The following is a 14,894-nucleotide window of genomic DNA, read 5'->3' as shown; positions in this document are numbered from 1 at the left end:
AAACCTCTGTCCACCGCCTTTTAGACCTGAGCGCGCCGCTGATCGATCGCGTAGAGGGCGATGCCGGTCGCGACGCCCGCGTTGAGCGACTCGAGCGACGAGGCCATCGGGATCGACACGAGCACGTCGCACGTCTCGGCGACCAGCCGCGACAGACCCTTGCCCTCGCTCCCGACGACCAGGACCAGTGGCCCGTCCGCGAGGTCGAGGTCAGGCAGCGAGATCTCGCCGTCAGCGGCCAGGCCCGCGATCATCAGGCCCTCTTCTGCGTACGCCTTGAGCTGGCGGGTCAGGTTCGTCACCCGCGCGACCGGGACTCGCGCTGCGGCGCCTGCCGAGGTCTTCCACGCCGACGCCGTCATGCCCGCCGCGCGCCGCTCGGGGATCACGACGCCGTGCGCACCGAAGCCGGACGCGCTGCGGATGATCGCACCGAGGTTGCGTGGGTCGGTGATGCTGTCGACGACGACGATCAGCGGGATCTCGTCGGCCTCACGGGCCGCCGTGAGCAGGTCGTCAGGATCGGCGTACTCGTACGGCGGCAGCTTGGCCGCGACGCCCTGGTGGACCGCACGGTCGGTGAACCGGTCGAGCTCGGCCTTCGTCGCCTCGAGGATCGACAGCCTGCGGTCGACGGCGATCGACAGGATCTCGCTGACCCGGTCGTCGCGGTCGATGCCTTCGGCGATGTAGAGCGTCGCCACCGGGACGTCGGCGCGCAGCAGCTCGAGGACCGAGTTGCGTCCTGCCGCCCACTCCGCCTCGTCGCCGCGCTTGCGCGGCGCCTGCGGACGGCGCTTCTCGGCCGCCTTCGCCATCTTGTACTTCTTGTGGTTCGGGCGCTCCGCCGCCTTGGGCGTCGGTCCCTTGCCCTCGAGCCCGCGCTTGCGGTGGCCCCCCGTACCGACGGCGGGACCCTTCCTGCTCTTGTTGATCGCGCCGCGGCGCTGGCTGTTGCCGGCCATCAGCTCTCCTGCCTCTCTGCCCCGACGGACCAGCGTGGTCCTGCGGGTGTGTCTTCGACCTCGACGCCGGCTGCCTTGAGCTGGTCACGCACCCGGTCCGCGGTCGCGAAGTCCTTGTCTGCTCGTGCCTGGGTGCGCTGCTCCAGCAGCGCATCGACGAGCGTGCCGAGCGCGGTCCGCTCGGCCGATCTGCCCTCACCGGCACTCGCCCACTGGGGCGCGTACGGATCGAGCCCCAGCACGTCAAGCATGCGCCGTACGGCCGAGAGCGTACTCACCAGGGCGTACTTCTGCTCCTCGCCGGCCGCAAGCTGCTTGTTGCCGTCGCGCACGAGCTCCTGCACCTGCGCGAGCGCCGTCGGGATCGAGAGGTCGTCGTCCATCGCCGCCGCGAAGCCCGGCGTCACCGCCCCACCGAGCGCGGCGAGGTCGGTGGTGGCACCGGTCACCTCGGTCGCGCGGCGGACGAAGCCCTCGATCCGCTGGTACGTCGTCGCGGCGTCGGTCATCGCCTCCTCGGAGTAGTCGATGACCGAGCGATAGTGCGCCGCGACCAGGTAGTAGCGCACGTCGACGGGACGGAACCGCTTGACGACCTCGCTCACCAGAAGCGAGTTGCCGACGGACTTGCTCATCTTCTCTCCGCCGATGCGGACGAGCTGGTTGTGCATCCACGACCGGGCGAACGGCATGCCCGCCGCACACGCCTGCGCGAGCTCGTTCTCGTGGTGCGGGAAGCGCAGGTCGATGCCGCCGCCGTGGATGTCGAACTCGGAGCCGAGGTACTTCGTGGCCATCGCCGAGCACTCGATGTGCCAGCCGGGGCGGCCGCGACCCCACGGGGAGGGCCACGACGCCGTCTCGGGCTCGCCCTCCTTGTGCCCCTTCCAGAGGGCGAAGTCGCGCGGGTCGCGCTTGCCGCGCGGGTCGGCGTCCTCGGCGTCGCGCATGTCGTCGATCTTCTGGTGCGACAGCTCGCCATAGTCGGGCCACGCCCGCACGTCGAAGTAGACGTCGCCGGAGCCGTCGGGGGCAACGTAGGCGTGCCCGCGGTCGATCAGCGTCTCGACGAGCTCGAGGATCTCGGGGACGTGGCCGGTGGCCCGCGGCTCGTACGTCGGCGGCAGGCAGCCGAGCACGTCGTACGCCTGGTGCAGCGCGCGTTCGTTCTCGTACGCCACGGCCCACCACGGGCGGTCCTGCTCGACGCCCTTCGCGAGGATCTTGTCCTCGATGTCGGTGACGTTGGCGACCAGCGTCACCTCGTAGCCCTCGTGCGTCAGCCATCGCCGCAGCACGTCGAAGACCACCTCCTTGCGGATGTGGCCGAGGTGGGGCGGGCCCTGGACGGTGAGCCCACAGTGATAGATGCCCACCCGTCCGTCGACGAGGGGCACGAAGGGCTGAGTCTGCATCGTCACAGAGTCGTAGAGGCGCACGGTCACGATGACCAGAGTAGTGGCTGCGCCTGATCCGCCTTAGCATCGACGGATGCTGGAGCCAATGGGGGGAATCGTCCGAAAGAGCCTGGTTCTGCTGTGCGGATGCGGTGCGGTCGTGGGAGCGTCGCTGACCGCCCCTGCGCACGCAGCCACCGCGCAGGCGTCGTCGGTCCGCTGGTCGTCGACCGCACAGCTCCAGAGGGGTGCGGAGGCGGGGACGACGGTGAGCGGCGGCACGATCCGCTTCGGCCGCGCCACCGGCACCAAGCGTCTCGGCGGCCGGACGTACGAGACGGCGCGCTGGACGTCGCCGTGGGCCTCGACCGGCTTCGCGGCCGACGAGCTGATCCCGTCGTGGAACGCCCGTACACCCGCGCGCTCGGCGGTCACGGTCTCCGTCCGCGTCCGGACAACCGCCGGCCGTACGGGCAGCTGGGACACCGTCGCCCGCTGGGCCGAGCGCGACACGACGCACAAGCGCCGGTCGGGCCCCGCGCAGAGCGACGACGTGGCGCGGGTCGTGACCGACGCCGTGCGTGCGAACAGCGGGCACCGCATCGCCTCGTGGCAGGTACGGGTGACGCTGCTGCGCCCTCGGGGCACAGCCACCAAGCCCCGGGTGACATCTGTCGGCGCCGTCGCGTCGGCCTCGGCGAAGGCGAGCCGTCCCACCTCTGCGACCACGATGACACGCACGGTGGAGCTGCCGGTGCGCCGCTACTCGCAGATGCTGCACCGCGGCCAGTACCGCCAGTACGGCGGCGGAGGCGCGGCCTGGTGCTCCCCGACCGCGACGACGATGGTCCTGCGCAGCCTCGGCAAGGGCCCGACGAAGGCCCAGTACGCGTGGGTCCGCAAGGGCGTCAAGCAGCGCTTCGTCGTGCACGGCGCCCGCAGCACGTACGACCACCGCTACCGTGGCGCCGGCAACTGGTCGTTCAACACCGCGTACGCGGGGACGCGGGGCACCGACGCCTTCGTCACCCGGCTCACTTCGCTGCGCGACGCCGAGGCGTTCGTGAAAGCCGGGATCCCGCTCGTCGTCTCGATCCGCTTCGGCCGCGACGCGCTGTCCGGAGCTCCGATCCGCTCGACGGCGGGGCACCTGGTCGTGATCCGGGGCTTCACCGCGAGCGGCGCCGTGATCGTCAACGATCCCGCCGCGTCGAAGGCGTCGACGGTGCGGCGGGTGTACCGGCGCGACCAGCTCGAGCGCGCGTGGCTGCGCGGCAGCGGCGGTGTCGCGTACGTCATCCGTACGAGCAAGCCCCTCCCGTCGCTCCCCGGCCACACCTGGTGACGCCCCACGGCATGATGGACCGGTGAGCATCCCTCGTACCGGTATCGGCACCGACGTCCACGCGTACGAGGTCGGGCGCCCGATGTGGTGCGCGGCGCTGCACTGGCCCGACGAGCCTGCGGGTCTTGCCGGGCACTCTGACGCTGACGTGGTCGCGCACGCGATCTGCGACGCGCTCCTGTCGGCGAGCGGGCTCGGCGACCTCGGGAGCAACTACGGCACCGCCGACCCCGACTGGTCCGGCGCCTCGGGCGTCGCCTTCCTTACCGAGACCGCGCGCCGCGTCCGAGAAGCGGGGTTCACCGTCGGCAACGTCGCCGTGCAGCTGATCGGCAACCGACCGAAGGTCGGCTCGCGGCGCGACGAGGCGCAGCGTGTCCTGTCCGAGGCGGTCGGAGCACCGGTCACGCTCGCAGGCACCACGACGGACGGGCTCGGCCTGACCGGCCGGGGCGAGGGCGCTGCCGCGATCGCGACCGCCTTGGTCATCCCCTCGTCGTGATGCAGACCTCGACGAACCCATTGACGACGCGCACCGGATAGGTCGGGACCCGGGTCATCGGGTCGTCGACGCACTGGCCGGTCTCCAGGTCGAACAGCTCGCGCCCGGCCGGTGCGGCCAGCAGCGTGTGCCCGTCGCGCTGGACGACCAGGCCGCGGGCCATCGTCTGGGTGCCCGCGTAGGGGTCGCGGTTGCCGACGGCCCGCAGGGAACGCTCGTCGGTCTTGAAGAGCGCGACCTGCTTACCGCGGATCAGCGCGGAGACGCCGATGCCGACGACGAGCTCCCCCGCGTCACACACCTTGACCCAGGTCGCCACCCCGCTCGACGTCGCCATGACGTGACGCTAGGCACTGCGCATTTCGGGAGGATTACGTCAAGATACGCCACAGAAAACAAACCCCTCGCACGCCGAAGCCGCCCCGTCGGACGGGGCGGCTTCGGCGTACCTGGCGTGGCGCGAGGCCACACCCCGGGCTCAGGACGCGAGCACCTCGTCGAGGAGGGTCTCGGCCTTGTCCTCGTTGGTGTTCTCGGCGAGCGCCAGCTCGGAGACGAGGATCTGGCGCGCCTTGGCCAGCATCCGCTTCTCACCGGCGGAGAGTCCGCGGTCACGCTCACGGCGCCACAGGTCGCGGACGACCTCGGCGACCTTCATGACGTCGCCGGAGTGGAGCTTCTCGAGGTTTGCCTTGTAGCGACGCGACCAGTTGGTGGGCTCCTCAGCATGCTCTGCCCGAAGCACACCGAAGACCCGGTCCAGTCCGTCCTTGTCAACCACGTCGCGCACACCGACCAGGTCGAGGTTGCACGCCGGCACCCGTACGACGAGATCGTTCTGGGCGACGATGCGGAGTACGAGGTACTGACGCTCCTCGCCCTTGATCGTCCGGACTTCGATGTCCTCGATGACCGCCGCACCGTGATTGGGGTAGACAACCGTTTCGCCAACAGTGAAAGTCATATGTCCATAGCCCTTTCTTAGGTGACTAGGATAACACGGGCCCCCAACGCCAGCCGGTTCGTTTATGCAGGTCAGAGGCCGAATCGTGACTTGACAAAGCGACATCTCGGTGGCAGGCGCACGCGCGTGAACGTGCTCTCGACCGACCTCACCGCACGTCACGGAGCGCCCGAAGATACGCTGTCCAGGTCCGCGTCGTGCCGTGCGTCCGCGCTGCTCAACGCGGCACTCACCTACGCTGTTCTCCTTCACGAAAGGGTCGGGCTGTGCTCACTCGCTCCCGCCGCGCTCTCGTCACCGCCGTCGTCGCAGGCCTCGCCCTGACCCTCGCCGGATGTGGCACCGGGTTCAACGCACAGACCAGCGCGGTCTACCAAGCAGCGATCGGCACCAACAACCGCTCGACCGACGTCGAGGTGCTCAACGCGCTGTTCGTGAAGAACGAGGACGGCACGGCGACCCTGTCCGCAGGCCTCGTCAACCAGGCGCTTCAGAGCGACAGCCTCACCACCATCAACGCAGCGACGCTCGCGGGCACGCCGGTCGAGGTGACCTTCGAGGGTCCCTTCGCCGTTCCCGTCCGCCGCCTGGCCCACCTCGGCACGAAGCCGCAGGCCGTGATCGCCGGAGACGAGCTCTTCGCCGGGCAGTTCCTCAACATCTCGCTGACCTTCGCCAACGCGGGTGACGTCGAGATGCAGGTCCCGATCGTGACCCGCACGGCGATGTACGACTCGGTGGCCACCCCGGCCCCGGCCGAGGCCGAGGGCGCCGAGCAGCAGGCCGATGCCGAGCAGCAGGAAGAGGAGGGCATCGCGCCCGACCAGTCCGCTGCCACCGACGAGGCCGAGGGCAACTGACCCCAGCTCAGCCGAGCTGTTCGCGCAGCCAGCTGATGTCGTCGCCGGTCATGTCGTCGGCGTGCGTCTCGATGATCACGGGCGCCTGCGCCTGACGGGCGACCTCCACGAGCTGGTCCGGCGGGATCGTGCCCTCGGTGAGGTGGGCATGACGATCGGCGCCTGAGTCGAACGCGTCGCGGCTGTTGTTGCAGTGGACGAGGTCGATCCGTCCGGTGACGCCCTTGATCCGGTCGACGATGCCGTCGAGGTCGATGCCGCCCGCCCAGGCGTGGCAGGTGTCGAGGCAGAACCCCCACGCATCTCCCGCACCGCCGGCCTGGATCGCCTCCCAAGTCCGCGCGATGCGGTCGAAGCGCCGCGCCATCGAGTAGTCGCCGCCGGCGGTGTTCTCGAGGAGGATCGGGACCTTCGCGTCGATCGCCTCCACGGCTTTGCGCCAGTTGTCGAAGCCCTTGTCGAGATCGGCCTCGGAGTCGACGTAGCCGCCGTGCAGGATCACCCCCTTTGCGCCGATCGCGGCGGCACCGTCCACGGCGTTCTGGACGAGCTTGCGGCTGGGGATGCGGACGCGGTTGTTGAGGCTCGCGACGTTGAGCAGATAGGGGGCGTGGACGTACAGCGGGATGTCCTTGGCCTCCGCGTCGTCACGCAGGGCGTCGGCCCCGCCCGCGTACTCGTACTGCGGCCACTTCCAGCTCTGCGGGTTGCCGAGGAACAGCTGGACGACGTCCGCCCCGACACGCGCGGCGTCGTCGAACGGGTGCTCCTGGTCGACGTGGGTCCCGATGCGGGTCTTCATGCGCCCAGCCTAGAACCCCCCGCGGACAAGCCGCTCGAGCCTGTCGAGACCCCTCCCGACGGTCGAGCCTGTCGAGACCTACGCCTCGTACTTGTAGCCGAGCCCTCGTACGGTCACCAACGTCGAAGGACGCGACGGATCAGGCTCGATCTTGGCCCGCAGGCGCTTGACGTGGACGTCCAACGTCTTGGTGTCGCCGACGTAGTCCGAGCCCCACACCCGGTCGATCAGCTGCCCGCGCGTCAGCACCCGGCCGACGTTGCGCAAGAACAGCTCGAGCAGCTCGAACTCCTTGAGCGGCAGGCGTACCTCCTGGCCGTCGACGGTCACCACGTGCCGGTCGACGTCCATGCGGACCCGCCCGACCTCGAGCGCCGCGTCGCCACCAGCGTCCTGCTCACCGCCGCGGCGCAGGACGGCACGGATGCGGGCGACGAGCTCGCGCGGGCTGTACGGCTTGGTGACGTAGTCGTCGGCCCCGAGCTCGAGCCCCACGACCTTGTCGACCTCGGAGTCCTTCGCGCTCACCATGATGACCGGCACCGAGGACGAGGCGCGCAGCTTGCGGCACACCTCCGTGCCGCTGATCCCCGGCAGCATCAGGTCGAGCAGCACGATGTCGGCGCCGCTGCGGTCGAACTCCTCGAGGGCGGCGTGCCCGTCGGTCGCCACCGCGACCTCGAACCCCTCTTTGCGCAGGACGTACGAGAGCGCGTCGATGTAGCTCTCCTCGTCCTCGACGACGAGCACACGGGTCACGGTCGGACCTCCTGGATCGGTTCGGGCTCAGGACGCGAGCGGGTCTCGTCGTGCTCGCGGGTACGGGCGGAGGCGGGCAGGACGAGCGTGAACGAGGAACCCTCTCCGGGCTCGCTCCAGACCTCGACGTAGCCCGCGTGGCTGGCGGCGACGTGCTTGACGATCGACAGGCCGAGACCGGTGCCGCCCGTGCTGCGGGCACGCGCCGGGTCGACCCGGTAGAAGCGCTCGAAGATCCGCTCCAGCTCGGGCTCGGGGATACCGACACCCTGGTCGCGCACGGTGATCCTGACCTCGTCACCGGCAGCGGCGGCGTCGACCGCAACGTGGGTGTCACCCTCGGAGTACGCGACGGCGTTCTCGACGAGGTTGTTGACGGCCTGGAGCAGCTGCTCCCCGTCGCCATGGACGAAGAGCTCGTCGTCGCAGCGAGTCGTGAGCTCGATGCCGCGGGCCTCGGCATCGACGGCGTTGCGCTCCGCGGCGGTCGCGATCATCGCGGCGACGTCGACCTCGTACGGGTCGTCGACCAGCGCGTCGCCCTGCAGCCGCGAGAGCTCGATGATCTGCTGGACGAGGCGCGTCAGGCGGGCCCCTTCACGCTTCATGCGGCCGCTGAATCGGACGACCGCCTCCGGGTCGTCACGCGCCTCCGCGACGGCTTCGGCGAGCAGGTTGAGCGCGCCGACCGGGGTCTTGAGCTCATGGCTGACGTTGGCGACGAAGTCACGCCTGATCATCTCGACGCGGCGCTCGGTGGTCCGGTCCTCGACCAGCACGAGCACCAGACGTGAGGTCAGCGGCGCGACCCGGACGAGCACGTGCCGCTGGCCACCGCGCCCGATGCCGAGGGCGAGCTCTTCCTCACGCACCTGCCCGTCGCGCCGGACCAGCCGGACGAGGTCGCGCAGCATCGCGTTCTCGAGGCGGGTGTCCTGGAGGAGTCCCATCGCGTGGGCCGGGGCGGAGGCCTTCACGACCCGGTCGGCAGCGTCGACGATGACGACCGAGGAGCGCAGGACGGCGAGGACGTCGTCGGCGCCGGCCGGCACCTCGGGGTCGGGACGGTCGGGTACGTCCTCCTGCTGGCGCTCGCTGTAGCGCCACGCCCACACCACGCCGGCCCCGAGCAGCAGGCCCACCGTGGTGCCGAACGCGAACGCGATGTTCGGATCCACATCTCGATCGTACGCACTCGCCTGCGACGCACCCGGCCTCTCGCGCTCCGGGGCGACCGCGGTTCCGCGAGAGTTCACCCGCCGTTCACCGCAGGTCGGGAGGGGTTCACCGGGCGGTCCTAGGTTGCGGAGCATGCGTGACTTCTACGACGACCAGCTCGATGCCCTGGACGCTGACCTGGTGGCGATGACGACCGCGGTGCGCTTCTCGCTCACCCGGGCCTCGACGGCACTCCTCGACGGTGACCTCGGTGCCGCCGAGACCGTGATCAGCGGCGATGCGGTGATCGATGCCGCCCGGGAGTCGTGCGAGAGCGACGCGATCTCGCTGCTCGCGACGCAGCAGCCGGTCGCGACCGACCTGCGCCGCGTCGTCGCCGGGCTACGCATCGCCGGGGACCTCGAGCGCATCGGCGACCTCGCCGTGCACGTCGCCAAGCTCGCCCGGATGCGGATGCCCGAGGCCGCCGTCCCGCCGTCGGCCCGGCCCATCATCGCGAAGATGGCACGTGTCGCCGAAGGCATGCTGGAGTCGGTCGCGATCGTGCTCGGGACCCACGACCTCGATGCGGCCGCGGCGCTGCTGGCCGCCGACGACGAGATGGACGGGCTCTATCGCCGGATGTTCCGCAACCTACTCGACGCCGAGTGGGACGGCGGCGTGGAGGCGGCGGTCGACGTCGCACTGCTCTCGCGCTACTACGAGCGCACCGGCGACCACGCGGTGTCGATCGCGCGTCGCGTCGTCTACCAGGTCACGGGCGAGGTCCCGCAGGCCTAACCCTGCCCGCCCCCGCGATTTGACGCCTTTCCCACCGAGTCGCGCCCGCACTACGTGGGAAGGGCGTCAAATCGCGGAGGAGGCGGCGGGGCGGTCAGCGCATGCCGAGGATGTTGTACAGCGCGACGAGGCCGAGCACGATGATGCAGGCCCGCAGCAGCGCAGGTGGAAGGCGGCGCCCGACCCCTGCCCCGATCACACCGCCGACCAGCGAGCCGGCGGCGACGAGGCCGACCGCCGTCCAGTCGAGCTCGTGCGTGCCACCTCCCCAGGTCGCGACGACGATGTACGTGGTCGCTGACACGACGTTGACCCCGAGCACGAGCACGTTCTTGAGGGCGTTCATCCGCTGCAGCGCCAGGGGTACCAGCAGGCCGAGGGCGCCCATGAGGAGGATCCCCTGCGCCGCCGCGAAGTAGCCGCCGTAGATGCCGGACAGGAACACCGTCACGGCCACGGCGGCCTTCCGCGGCACGCTCATCGTGTCGAGCGTGACGGCAGCGGCCCCGGAGGCTTCACGCCTCGCCTTCAACCAGCGCTGCAGCGGCGGCTGCACGACGACGAGCACCAGCGCGAGCACGAGCAGCACCGGCACGACGGCGATGAACGCGTCCTCCGGCAGGTGCAGGAGCAGGTAGGCGCCGACGACCGAACCGAGCAGCGACGCCGGGAGCAGGCGCTTGACCAGGAACGCCTGGCCGGCCAGCTCCCGGCGGTAGCCGAACGAGCCCGTCACGTTGCCAGGCACGAGTCCGATGGCGTTGCTCATCGTCGCCGTCACCGGCGGCACGCCGAACGCGACCAGCGTCGGGAACGTGATGAGCGTGCCGGACCCGACGACGGTGTTGATGACTCCGGCACCGACCCCCGCGAGGAGGACCAGCGCCATCTCGAGGACGGACAGAGGTCAGCGCCCCTGGTTGGCGACGGCCTCCGCAGCGGCCCGAGCAGCCTCGGGATCGAGGTAGCGGCCGCCGGACGTGAGCGGACGCATGTCCTCGTCGAGCTCGTACAGCAGCGGCATTCCGGTGGGGATGTTGAGACCGACGACGGCCTCCTCTGACAGTCCGTCGAGGTGCTTGACGAGCGCGCGGAGGGAGTTGCCGTGCGCGGCCACCAGCACCGTACGGCCGACACGCAGGTCGGGGACGATCGCGTCGTACCAGTACGGCAGGGCCCGGTGGAGCACGTTCGCGAGCGCCTCCGTACGAGGACGCACCTCCGGCGGCAGGTCGGCGTACCGGATGTCGTGGAACTGGCTGTACTCGGCGTCCTCGGGCAGTGGCGGCGGCGGGACGTCGTACGAGCGACGCCACTGCATGAACTGCTCCTCGCCGTACTCCTCAAGGGTGGCCTTCTTGTCCTTGCCCTGGAGCGCTCCGTAGTGGCGCTCGTTGAGTCGCCACGAGCGGCGCACAGGGATCCAATGGCGGTCGATGCCGTCGAGCGTGATCTGCGCGGTGCGGATCGCGCGGCGCAGCAGCGACGTGTGCACGACGTCGGGGAAGAGCCCTGCTTCGGCGAGCAGGGGCGCGGCGGCCCGCGCCTCGGCCTCGCCCTTCTCAGTGAGGTCAACGTCGACCCAGCCGGTGAAGAGGTTCTTCTGGTTCCACTCGCTCTCGCCGTGGCGCAGCAGGATCAAGGTGTACGGGCTCATGCGTCTCAGCCTAGCGACGGCTCGTCTGCCCACGGCAGAACACCTTGCCCGCGAGACGGCGGCCGACGAGGGTGGGCGGATGAGACTGCTCGTGCTCGGAGGAACCCACCACGTCGGACGGGCCGCGGTGGAGGAGGCGCTCGCCCGTGGGCACGAGGTCACCACGCTGACCCGCGGGACCAGCGGCCCGCCTGCCGACGGTGTCGACGCCCGGTACGCCGACCGGCGCGACCCGGCGGCCGTCGCGGCTGCACTGGGCGACGACTCTTGGGACGCGGTATTCGACACGTGGTCGCAGGAGCCGAGCACCGTACGGACGGGAGCGCGTCTGCTCGCCGACCGCGTCGCGCACTACGGCTACGTGTCGAGCCGGTCGGTGTACGCCTGGCCACCGGCCCCGGGGGCCGACGAGTCCGCGCCGGTCGTCGACGGTGATCCGGACATCGACGACGCGAGCGACTACGGCGCCGCCAAGCGTGGCGCCGAGCTGGCGGTGCTCGACGCCTTCGGCGAGCGGGCGCTCGTCGCTCGCGCCGGGCTCGTGATCGGCCCGTACGAGCAGGTCGGGCGGCTGCCGTGGTGGCTCGAGCGGGTCGCACGCGGCGGAGAGGTGCTCGCGCCCGGGCCGGCCGACCGGCCGCTGCAGTACGTCGACGGTCGCGACCTCGCCGCGTGGATGCTCGACTGCGCCGAGGCAAAGACGGGCGGTGTCGTCGACGCAGTCAGCCCGCCCGGACACACGACGACGCAGGCCCTGCTCCACGCATGCGTCGCGGCGACCAGAGCGGACGCATCGCTGGTGTGGGCGCCGCCCGAGGTGCTCGCCGCCGAAGGGATCACCGGCTGGAGTGACCTCCCGATCTGGGTGCCGCCGACCGGAGACCTGGCCGGCCTGCACGAGAGCGACACCCGCGCCGCGTACGAGGCAGGTCTGCGCTGTCGGCCGATCGAGGAGACGGTCGCGGACACCTGGGCCTGGCTGCAGGCCGAGGGTCGGCCGACGTCGGCGCACCCCGAGCGCCAGCCGTCCGGGATCGACGCCGAGACCGAGCGACTGATCCTCGCACGCGTGCGAGGATCAGTCGGCTGAGCTCAGCCGGCCGCGCTCGCGCGGAGCTGCTCGTCGACCGCGGCCGGATCAGCCCCGGCAGCCGCGAGGGCGTCCGCGACGGCGGCGTTGTCGAGGAGTGCCAGGAGCACATGCTCGGTCCCGATCTGGGTGGCGCCGAGCCCCTGGGCATGCGCGAAGGTTGCCTCGAGAGCCCGGCGCGCGTCGTCGTCGAACGGGATCAGCGCGGGAACGACGGCGACCGGATCAGGCAGGGTCACGACGAGGGCGCTCCGGAGCGCCTCGAGATCGACCTGCGCCGCGAGCGCCTGCGACGCCGTCGCGTCGGATCGATCGAGGAGCCCGATCACGAGATGCGCGGGGCGGATCTGGTCGTGGCCCGCCGTACGAGCCAGCTCCTGCGCACCCACGACCACCTGCCGCGCGTGCGCGGAGTACTGGCTGAAGCCGGCGGCCGGGTTGAGCGTAGGTGCTGCGTCGGTGGCCGGTCGCGCGACGAACCGCTTCTGCGCGGCCTGCTTGCTGACCCCCATGCTTTGACCGATCTGGGACCACGATGCTCCGGTGCGACGGGCCTGATCGACGAAGTGACCGATGAGGTGGTCGGAGATATCTCCGAGGCTCTCGGCGGCGACCACTGCGCTGGAGAGCTGGTCGAGCGGGTTGTCGTAGCCGCGCTTGACGGCGTCGATGAGGTCGTCGAGGCGGACAGGGAGCTGCGTGCGGGATTCTTCAGGCATTCGTCAACCGTATGTTGACGAATGCCTGGGCGTCAACCCTGAGTTGACTCATTTTCGAGCAGGTGCCGGAACGCCTCGAGGTTGCGGGTCGACTCGCCTCGCGAGACCCGCCACTCCCACTCCTTGCGGATCGACGTCGCGAAACCGAGCTCGAGGATCGTGTTGAACGACTCGTCGGCATACGTGAGCACCGACCCGAGGATGCGGTCGACCTCGTCCTCGGTGATCGCGTGCAGCGGCAGGCGGCCGTCGAGGTAGATGTCCCCCGCACTGTCGACCGCGAAGGCCACCCCGTACATCCGCAGGTTGCGCTCGAGCAGCCAGCGATAGACGGCTTCGTGGTTCTCGTCGGGCCGACGTGCCACGAAGGCGTGTACGCCGAGGGCGTGGTCACCGACCTCAAGCCGGCAGGTCGTCTGGAGCTTGCGCACCCCTGGAAGCGTGATCTCGAAGACGCCCGGTCGGAACTCGGTGTGCTCGAGCTCGGCTGTGGCCAGCGCGCTCCGGATCGTCGCCGCAGCCGCCCAGGGCGCGTCCTTCGTGTCGTCCACTGCATCCCCTCCGTGGGCGCCGGCGCGCGGCGCTCTACTGTCCGACGGCCGTCGGCAGCGCCTGCATCTCGGCGACCGCGTCGGCGTACACGGCGAGCGTACGCTCGGCCGTCGCGTCCCAACCGAACCGCGACGCGTGGCGAACCGCGGCGCCCGACATCGACGCGTGCAGGCCAGGCTGGTCGAGGATCTGCGCGAACGCCGCCGCATAGTCGGCCGGGTCGTGCCCGTCGACGAGCATCCCGGTGACACCGTCGTGGACGGCCGTCGCGAGGCCGCCGACCTTCGCCGCGACGACCGGCGAGCCGCAGGCCTGTGCCTCGACCGCCACGAGCCCGAAGGACTCGTTGTAGGAGGGCACGCAGACGATCGAGGCAGCGGCGTACCAGAGCGCGAGCTCGTCCTGCGCGACCGGCGGGACGAACCGGGCCCGATCGGAGATGCCGAGGCCGTGGGCGAGGTCGAGCAGGGCAGTCGGGCGCTCGAGCCCGCTGCCGGACGGACCGCCGACGACCACCACGGTCGTCCGGTCGCGGCGCCCGGACGACATCAGACGCGCCGCCGCCTCGAGCACCACGTCGGGCGCCTTGAGCGGCTGGATGCGTCCGGCGAAGAGGATCACGTCGCCGTCCTGCGGCAGCCCGAGCGCGGCCCTGGCGGCGGCACGGCCGCAGGGCTTGAAGCGTTCAAGGTCGACTCCGGGATGGACGACCTCGACGCGCGACGCGACGGCTCCGTACAGGTCGACCATCTGGGACGCCTCGTCGGCGGTGTTGGCGATCAGCCGGTCGGCCACGTCGACGAGCTGCTGCTCCCCCGCGACCCGACCAGCAGGCTCCGCGTGGTCGCCCGCAGCGAGGCTGGCGTTCTTGACCTTCGCCATCGTGTGCATCGAGTGGATCAGAGGCACGCCCCAGCGGTCACGGGCGACCAGGCCGACCTGCCCGGACAGCCAGTAGTGGCTGTGGATCGCGTCGAACCAACCGACGGGATGCGTCGCCTCTGCCCGCAGCACGTCGCGGACGAACGTGCACATCTGGGCCGGGAGGTCCTCTTTGCCCAGGCCCTCGAAGGGGCCGGCAGGGACGTGGCGGACGCGCACGCCCGGCAGCGCCTCGACGACCGGCGGCTGGTCGGAGGACGTGGCTCGGGTGAAGATCTCGACCTCGACCGAGCGCGCGGCGAGGCGGCGGGCGAGCTCGAGGACGTACACGTTCATGCCCCCGGCATCACCGTTGCCCGGCTGCGCGAGGGGCGACGTGTGTGCCGAGAGCATCGCGACGCGGCGCACCTCGGGGGACATCCTCACGATTCCATCCTAGGC

17 protein-coding genes are annotated in these 14,894 nt (G+C 70.7%); 5 read left to right on the top strand and 12 right to left on the bottom strand.

The features are described from left to right. Positions 1-20: 20 nt before the first annotated feature. Complete coding sequence (gene rlmB, locus HCT63_RS03855; RefSeq protein WP_167001453.1) at positions 21-965, bottom strand: 23S rRNA (guanosine(2251)-2'-O)-methyltransferase RlmB; 945 nt, start codon at positions 963-965, stop codon at positions 21-23. Then, positions 965-2,410 (bottom strand): cysteine--tRNA ligase, encoded by a 1,446-nt coding sequence (gene cysS, locus HCT63_RS03850; RefSeq protein WP_167001452.1) that lies wholly within the window; start codon positions 2,408-2,410, stop codon positions 965-967. Before cysS ends, rlmB begins: the two co-directional genes overlap by 1 nt. A gap of 46 nt (positions 2,411-2,456) precedes the next feature. Here cysS and HCT63_RS03845 point away from each other — a divergent pair, with 46 nt between their 5' ends. Next, on the top strand, positions 2,457-3,707 hold the full coding sequence (locus HCT63_RS03845) for a peptidase C39 family protein (protein WP_167001451.1): 1,251 nt from the start codon (positions 2,457-2,459) through the stop codon (positions 3,705-3,707). A 22-nt stretch (positions 3,708-3,729) separates the two neighbouring features. Further along, positions 3,730-4,209, top strand: coding sequence for a 2-C-methyl-D-erythritol 2,4-cyclodiphosphate synthase (gene ispF, locus HCT63_RS03840; protein WP_167001450.1), 480 nt, complete (start codon positions 3,730-3,732; stop codon positions 4,207-4,209). Here ispF and nirD read toward each other — a convergent pair. Next, positions 4,193-4,546, bottom strand: coding sequence for a nitrite reductase small subunit NirD (gene nirD, locus HCT63_RS03835; protein ID WP_167001449.1), 354 nt, complete (start codon positions 4,544-4,546; stop codon positions 4,193-4,195). The two genes, ispF and nirD, sit on opposite strands and share 17 nt — an antisense overlap. Positions 4,547-4,687: 141 nt before the next feature. Beyond that, on the bottom strand, positions 4,688-5,173 hold the full coding sequence (locus HCT63_RS03830) for a CarD family transcriptional regulator (protein WP_139086947.1): 486 nt from the start codon (positions 5,171-5,173) through the stop codon (positions 4,688-4,690). A gap of 266 nt (positions 5,174-5,439) precedes the next feature. On the opposite strand from HCT63_RS03830, the gene HCT63_RS03825 reads away from it, so the two are divergent. Further along, positions 5,440-6,033: a hypothetical protein gene (locus HCT63_RS03825; RefSeq protein ID WP_167001448.1), complete on the top strand. Its 594-nt coding sequence runs from the start codon at positions 5,440-5,442 to the stop codon at positions 6,031-6,033. Between the two features lie 7 nt (positions 6,034-6,040). Here HCT63_RS03825 and HCT63_RS03820 read toward each other — a convergent pair whose 3' ends face one another. The 3 genes from HCT63_RS03820 to HCT63_RS03810 form a co-directional block, all read right to left on the bottom strand. Next, a complete protein-coding gene (locus tag HCT63_RS03820) occupies positions 6,041-6,835 on the bottom strand; it encodes a deoxyribonuclease IV (RefSeq protein ID WP_167001447.1) in 795 nt (264 codons plus the stop codon). Positions 6,836-6,913: 78 nt separating this feature from the next. Beyond that, positions 6,914-7,594, bottom strand: coding sequence for a response regulator transcription factor (locus HCT63_RS03815; RefSeq protein WP_167001446.1), 681 nt, complete (start codon positions 7,592-7,594; stop codon positions 6,914-6,916). Further along, complete coding sequence (locus tag HCT63_RS03810; protein ID WP_243842870.1) at positions 7,591-8,772, bottom strand: ATP-binding protein; 1,182 nt, start codon at positions 8,770-8,772, stop codon at positions 7,591-7,593. The genes HCT63_RS03815 and HCT63_RS03810 overlap by 4 nt, the downstream gene beginning before the upstream one ends. A gap of 133 nt (positions 8,773-8,905) precedes the next feature. Between HCT63_RS03810 and phoU the strand changes: the two genes are divergently transcribed. Further along, positions 8,906-9,553, top strand: coding sequence for a phosphate signaling complex protein PhoU (gene phoU, locus HCT63_RS03805; protein ID WP_167001444.1), 648 nt, complete (start codon positions 8,906-8,908; stop codon positions 9,551-9,553). A gap of 94 nt (positions 9,554-9,647) precedes the next feature. On the opposite strand, the gene HCT63_RS03800 is transcribed toward phoU, so the two are convergent. Further along, positions 9,648-10,457: a sulfite exporter TauE/SafE family protein gene (locus HCT63_RS03800; protein WP_167002319.1), complete on the bottom strand. Its 810-nt coding sequence runs from the start codon at positions 10,455-10,457 to the stop codon at positions 9,648-9,650. A gap of 3 nt (positions 10,458-10,460) precedes the next feature. After that, positions 10,461-11,210, bottom strand: coding sequence for a phosphoglyceromutase (locus HCT63_RS03795; protein WP_167001443.1), 750 nt, complete (start codon positions 11,208-11,210; stop codon positions 10,461-10,463). 79 nt (positions 11,211-11,289) lie between these two features. On the opposite strand from HCT63_RS03795, the gene HCT63_RS03790 reads away from it, so the two are divergent. Next, positions 11,290-12,300 carry an NAD-dependent epimerase/dehydratase family protein gene (locus HCT63_RS03790; protein WP_167001442.1) on the top strand — a complete coding sequence of 337 codons (1,011 nt, stop codon included), beginning with the start codon at positions 11,290-11,292 and terminating at the stop codon, positions 12,298-12,300. Positions 12,301-12,302: 2 nt separating this feature from the next. Here the strand turns inward: HCT63_RS03790 and HCT63_RS03785 are convergent, their stop codons facing one another. The 3 genes from HCT63_RS03785 to mshA all read right to left on the bottom strand — a co-directional run bounded on the left by HCT63_RS03785 (position 12,303) and on the right by mshA (position 14,873). Continuing rightward, positions 12,303-13,019: a Clp protease N-terminal domain-containing protein gene (locus HCT63_RS03785; protein WP_167001441.1), complete on the bottom strand. Its 717-nt coding sequence runs from the start codon at positions 13,017-13,019 to the stop codon at positions 12,303-12,305. Between the two features lie 32 nt (positions 13,020-13,051). Then, entirely contained in the window at positions 13,052-13,528 is a 477-nt protein-coding gene (locus HCT63_RS03780; protein WP_167002317.1) for a YbjN domain-containing protein, read from the bottom strand. 76 nt (positions 13,529-13,604) lie between these two features. Further along, the gene (gene mshA / locus HCT63_RS03775; protein ID WP_167002315.1) at positions 13,605-14,873 is read right to left on the bottom strand and encodes a D-inositol-3-phosphate glycosyltransferase; all 1,269 of its coding nucleotides are present in this window, start codon (positions 14,871-14,873) and stop codon (positions 13,605-13,607) included. Between the last annotated feature and the right edge of the window lie 21 nt (positions 14,874-14,894).

The sequence above is a fragment of the Mumia sp. ZJ430 genome (genome assembly GCF_011751845.1).
In the GTDB taxonomy this organism is placed as follows: Bacteria; Actinomycetota; Actinomycetes; order Propionibacteriales; family Nocardioidaceae; genus Mumia.
Note: the sequence above shows the minus strand (reverse complement) of the source record. Positions and strands in the feature narration are given on the sequence as shown.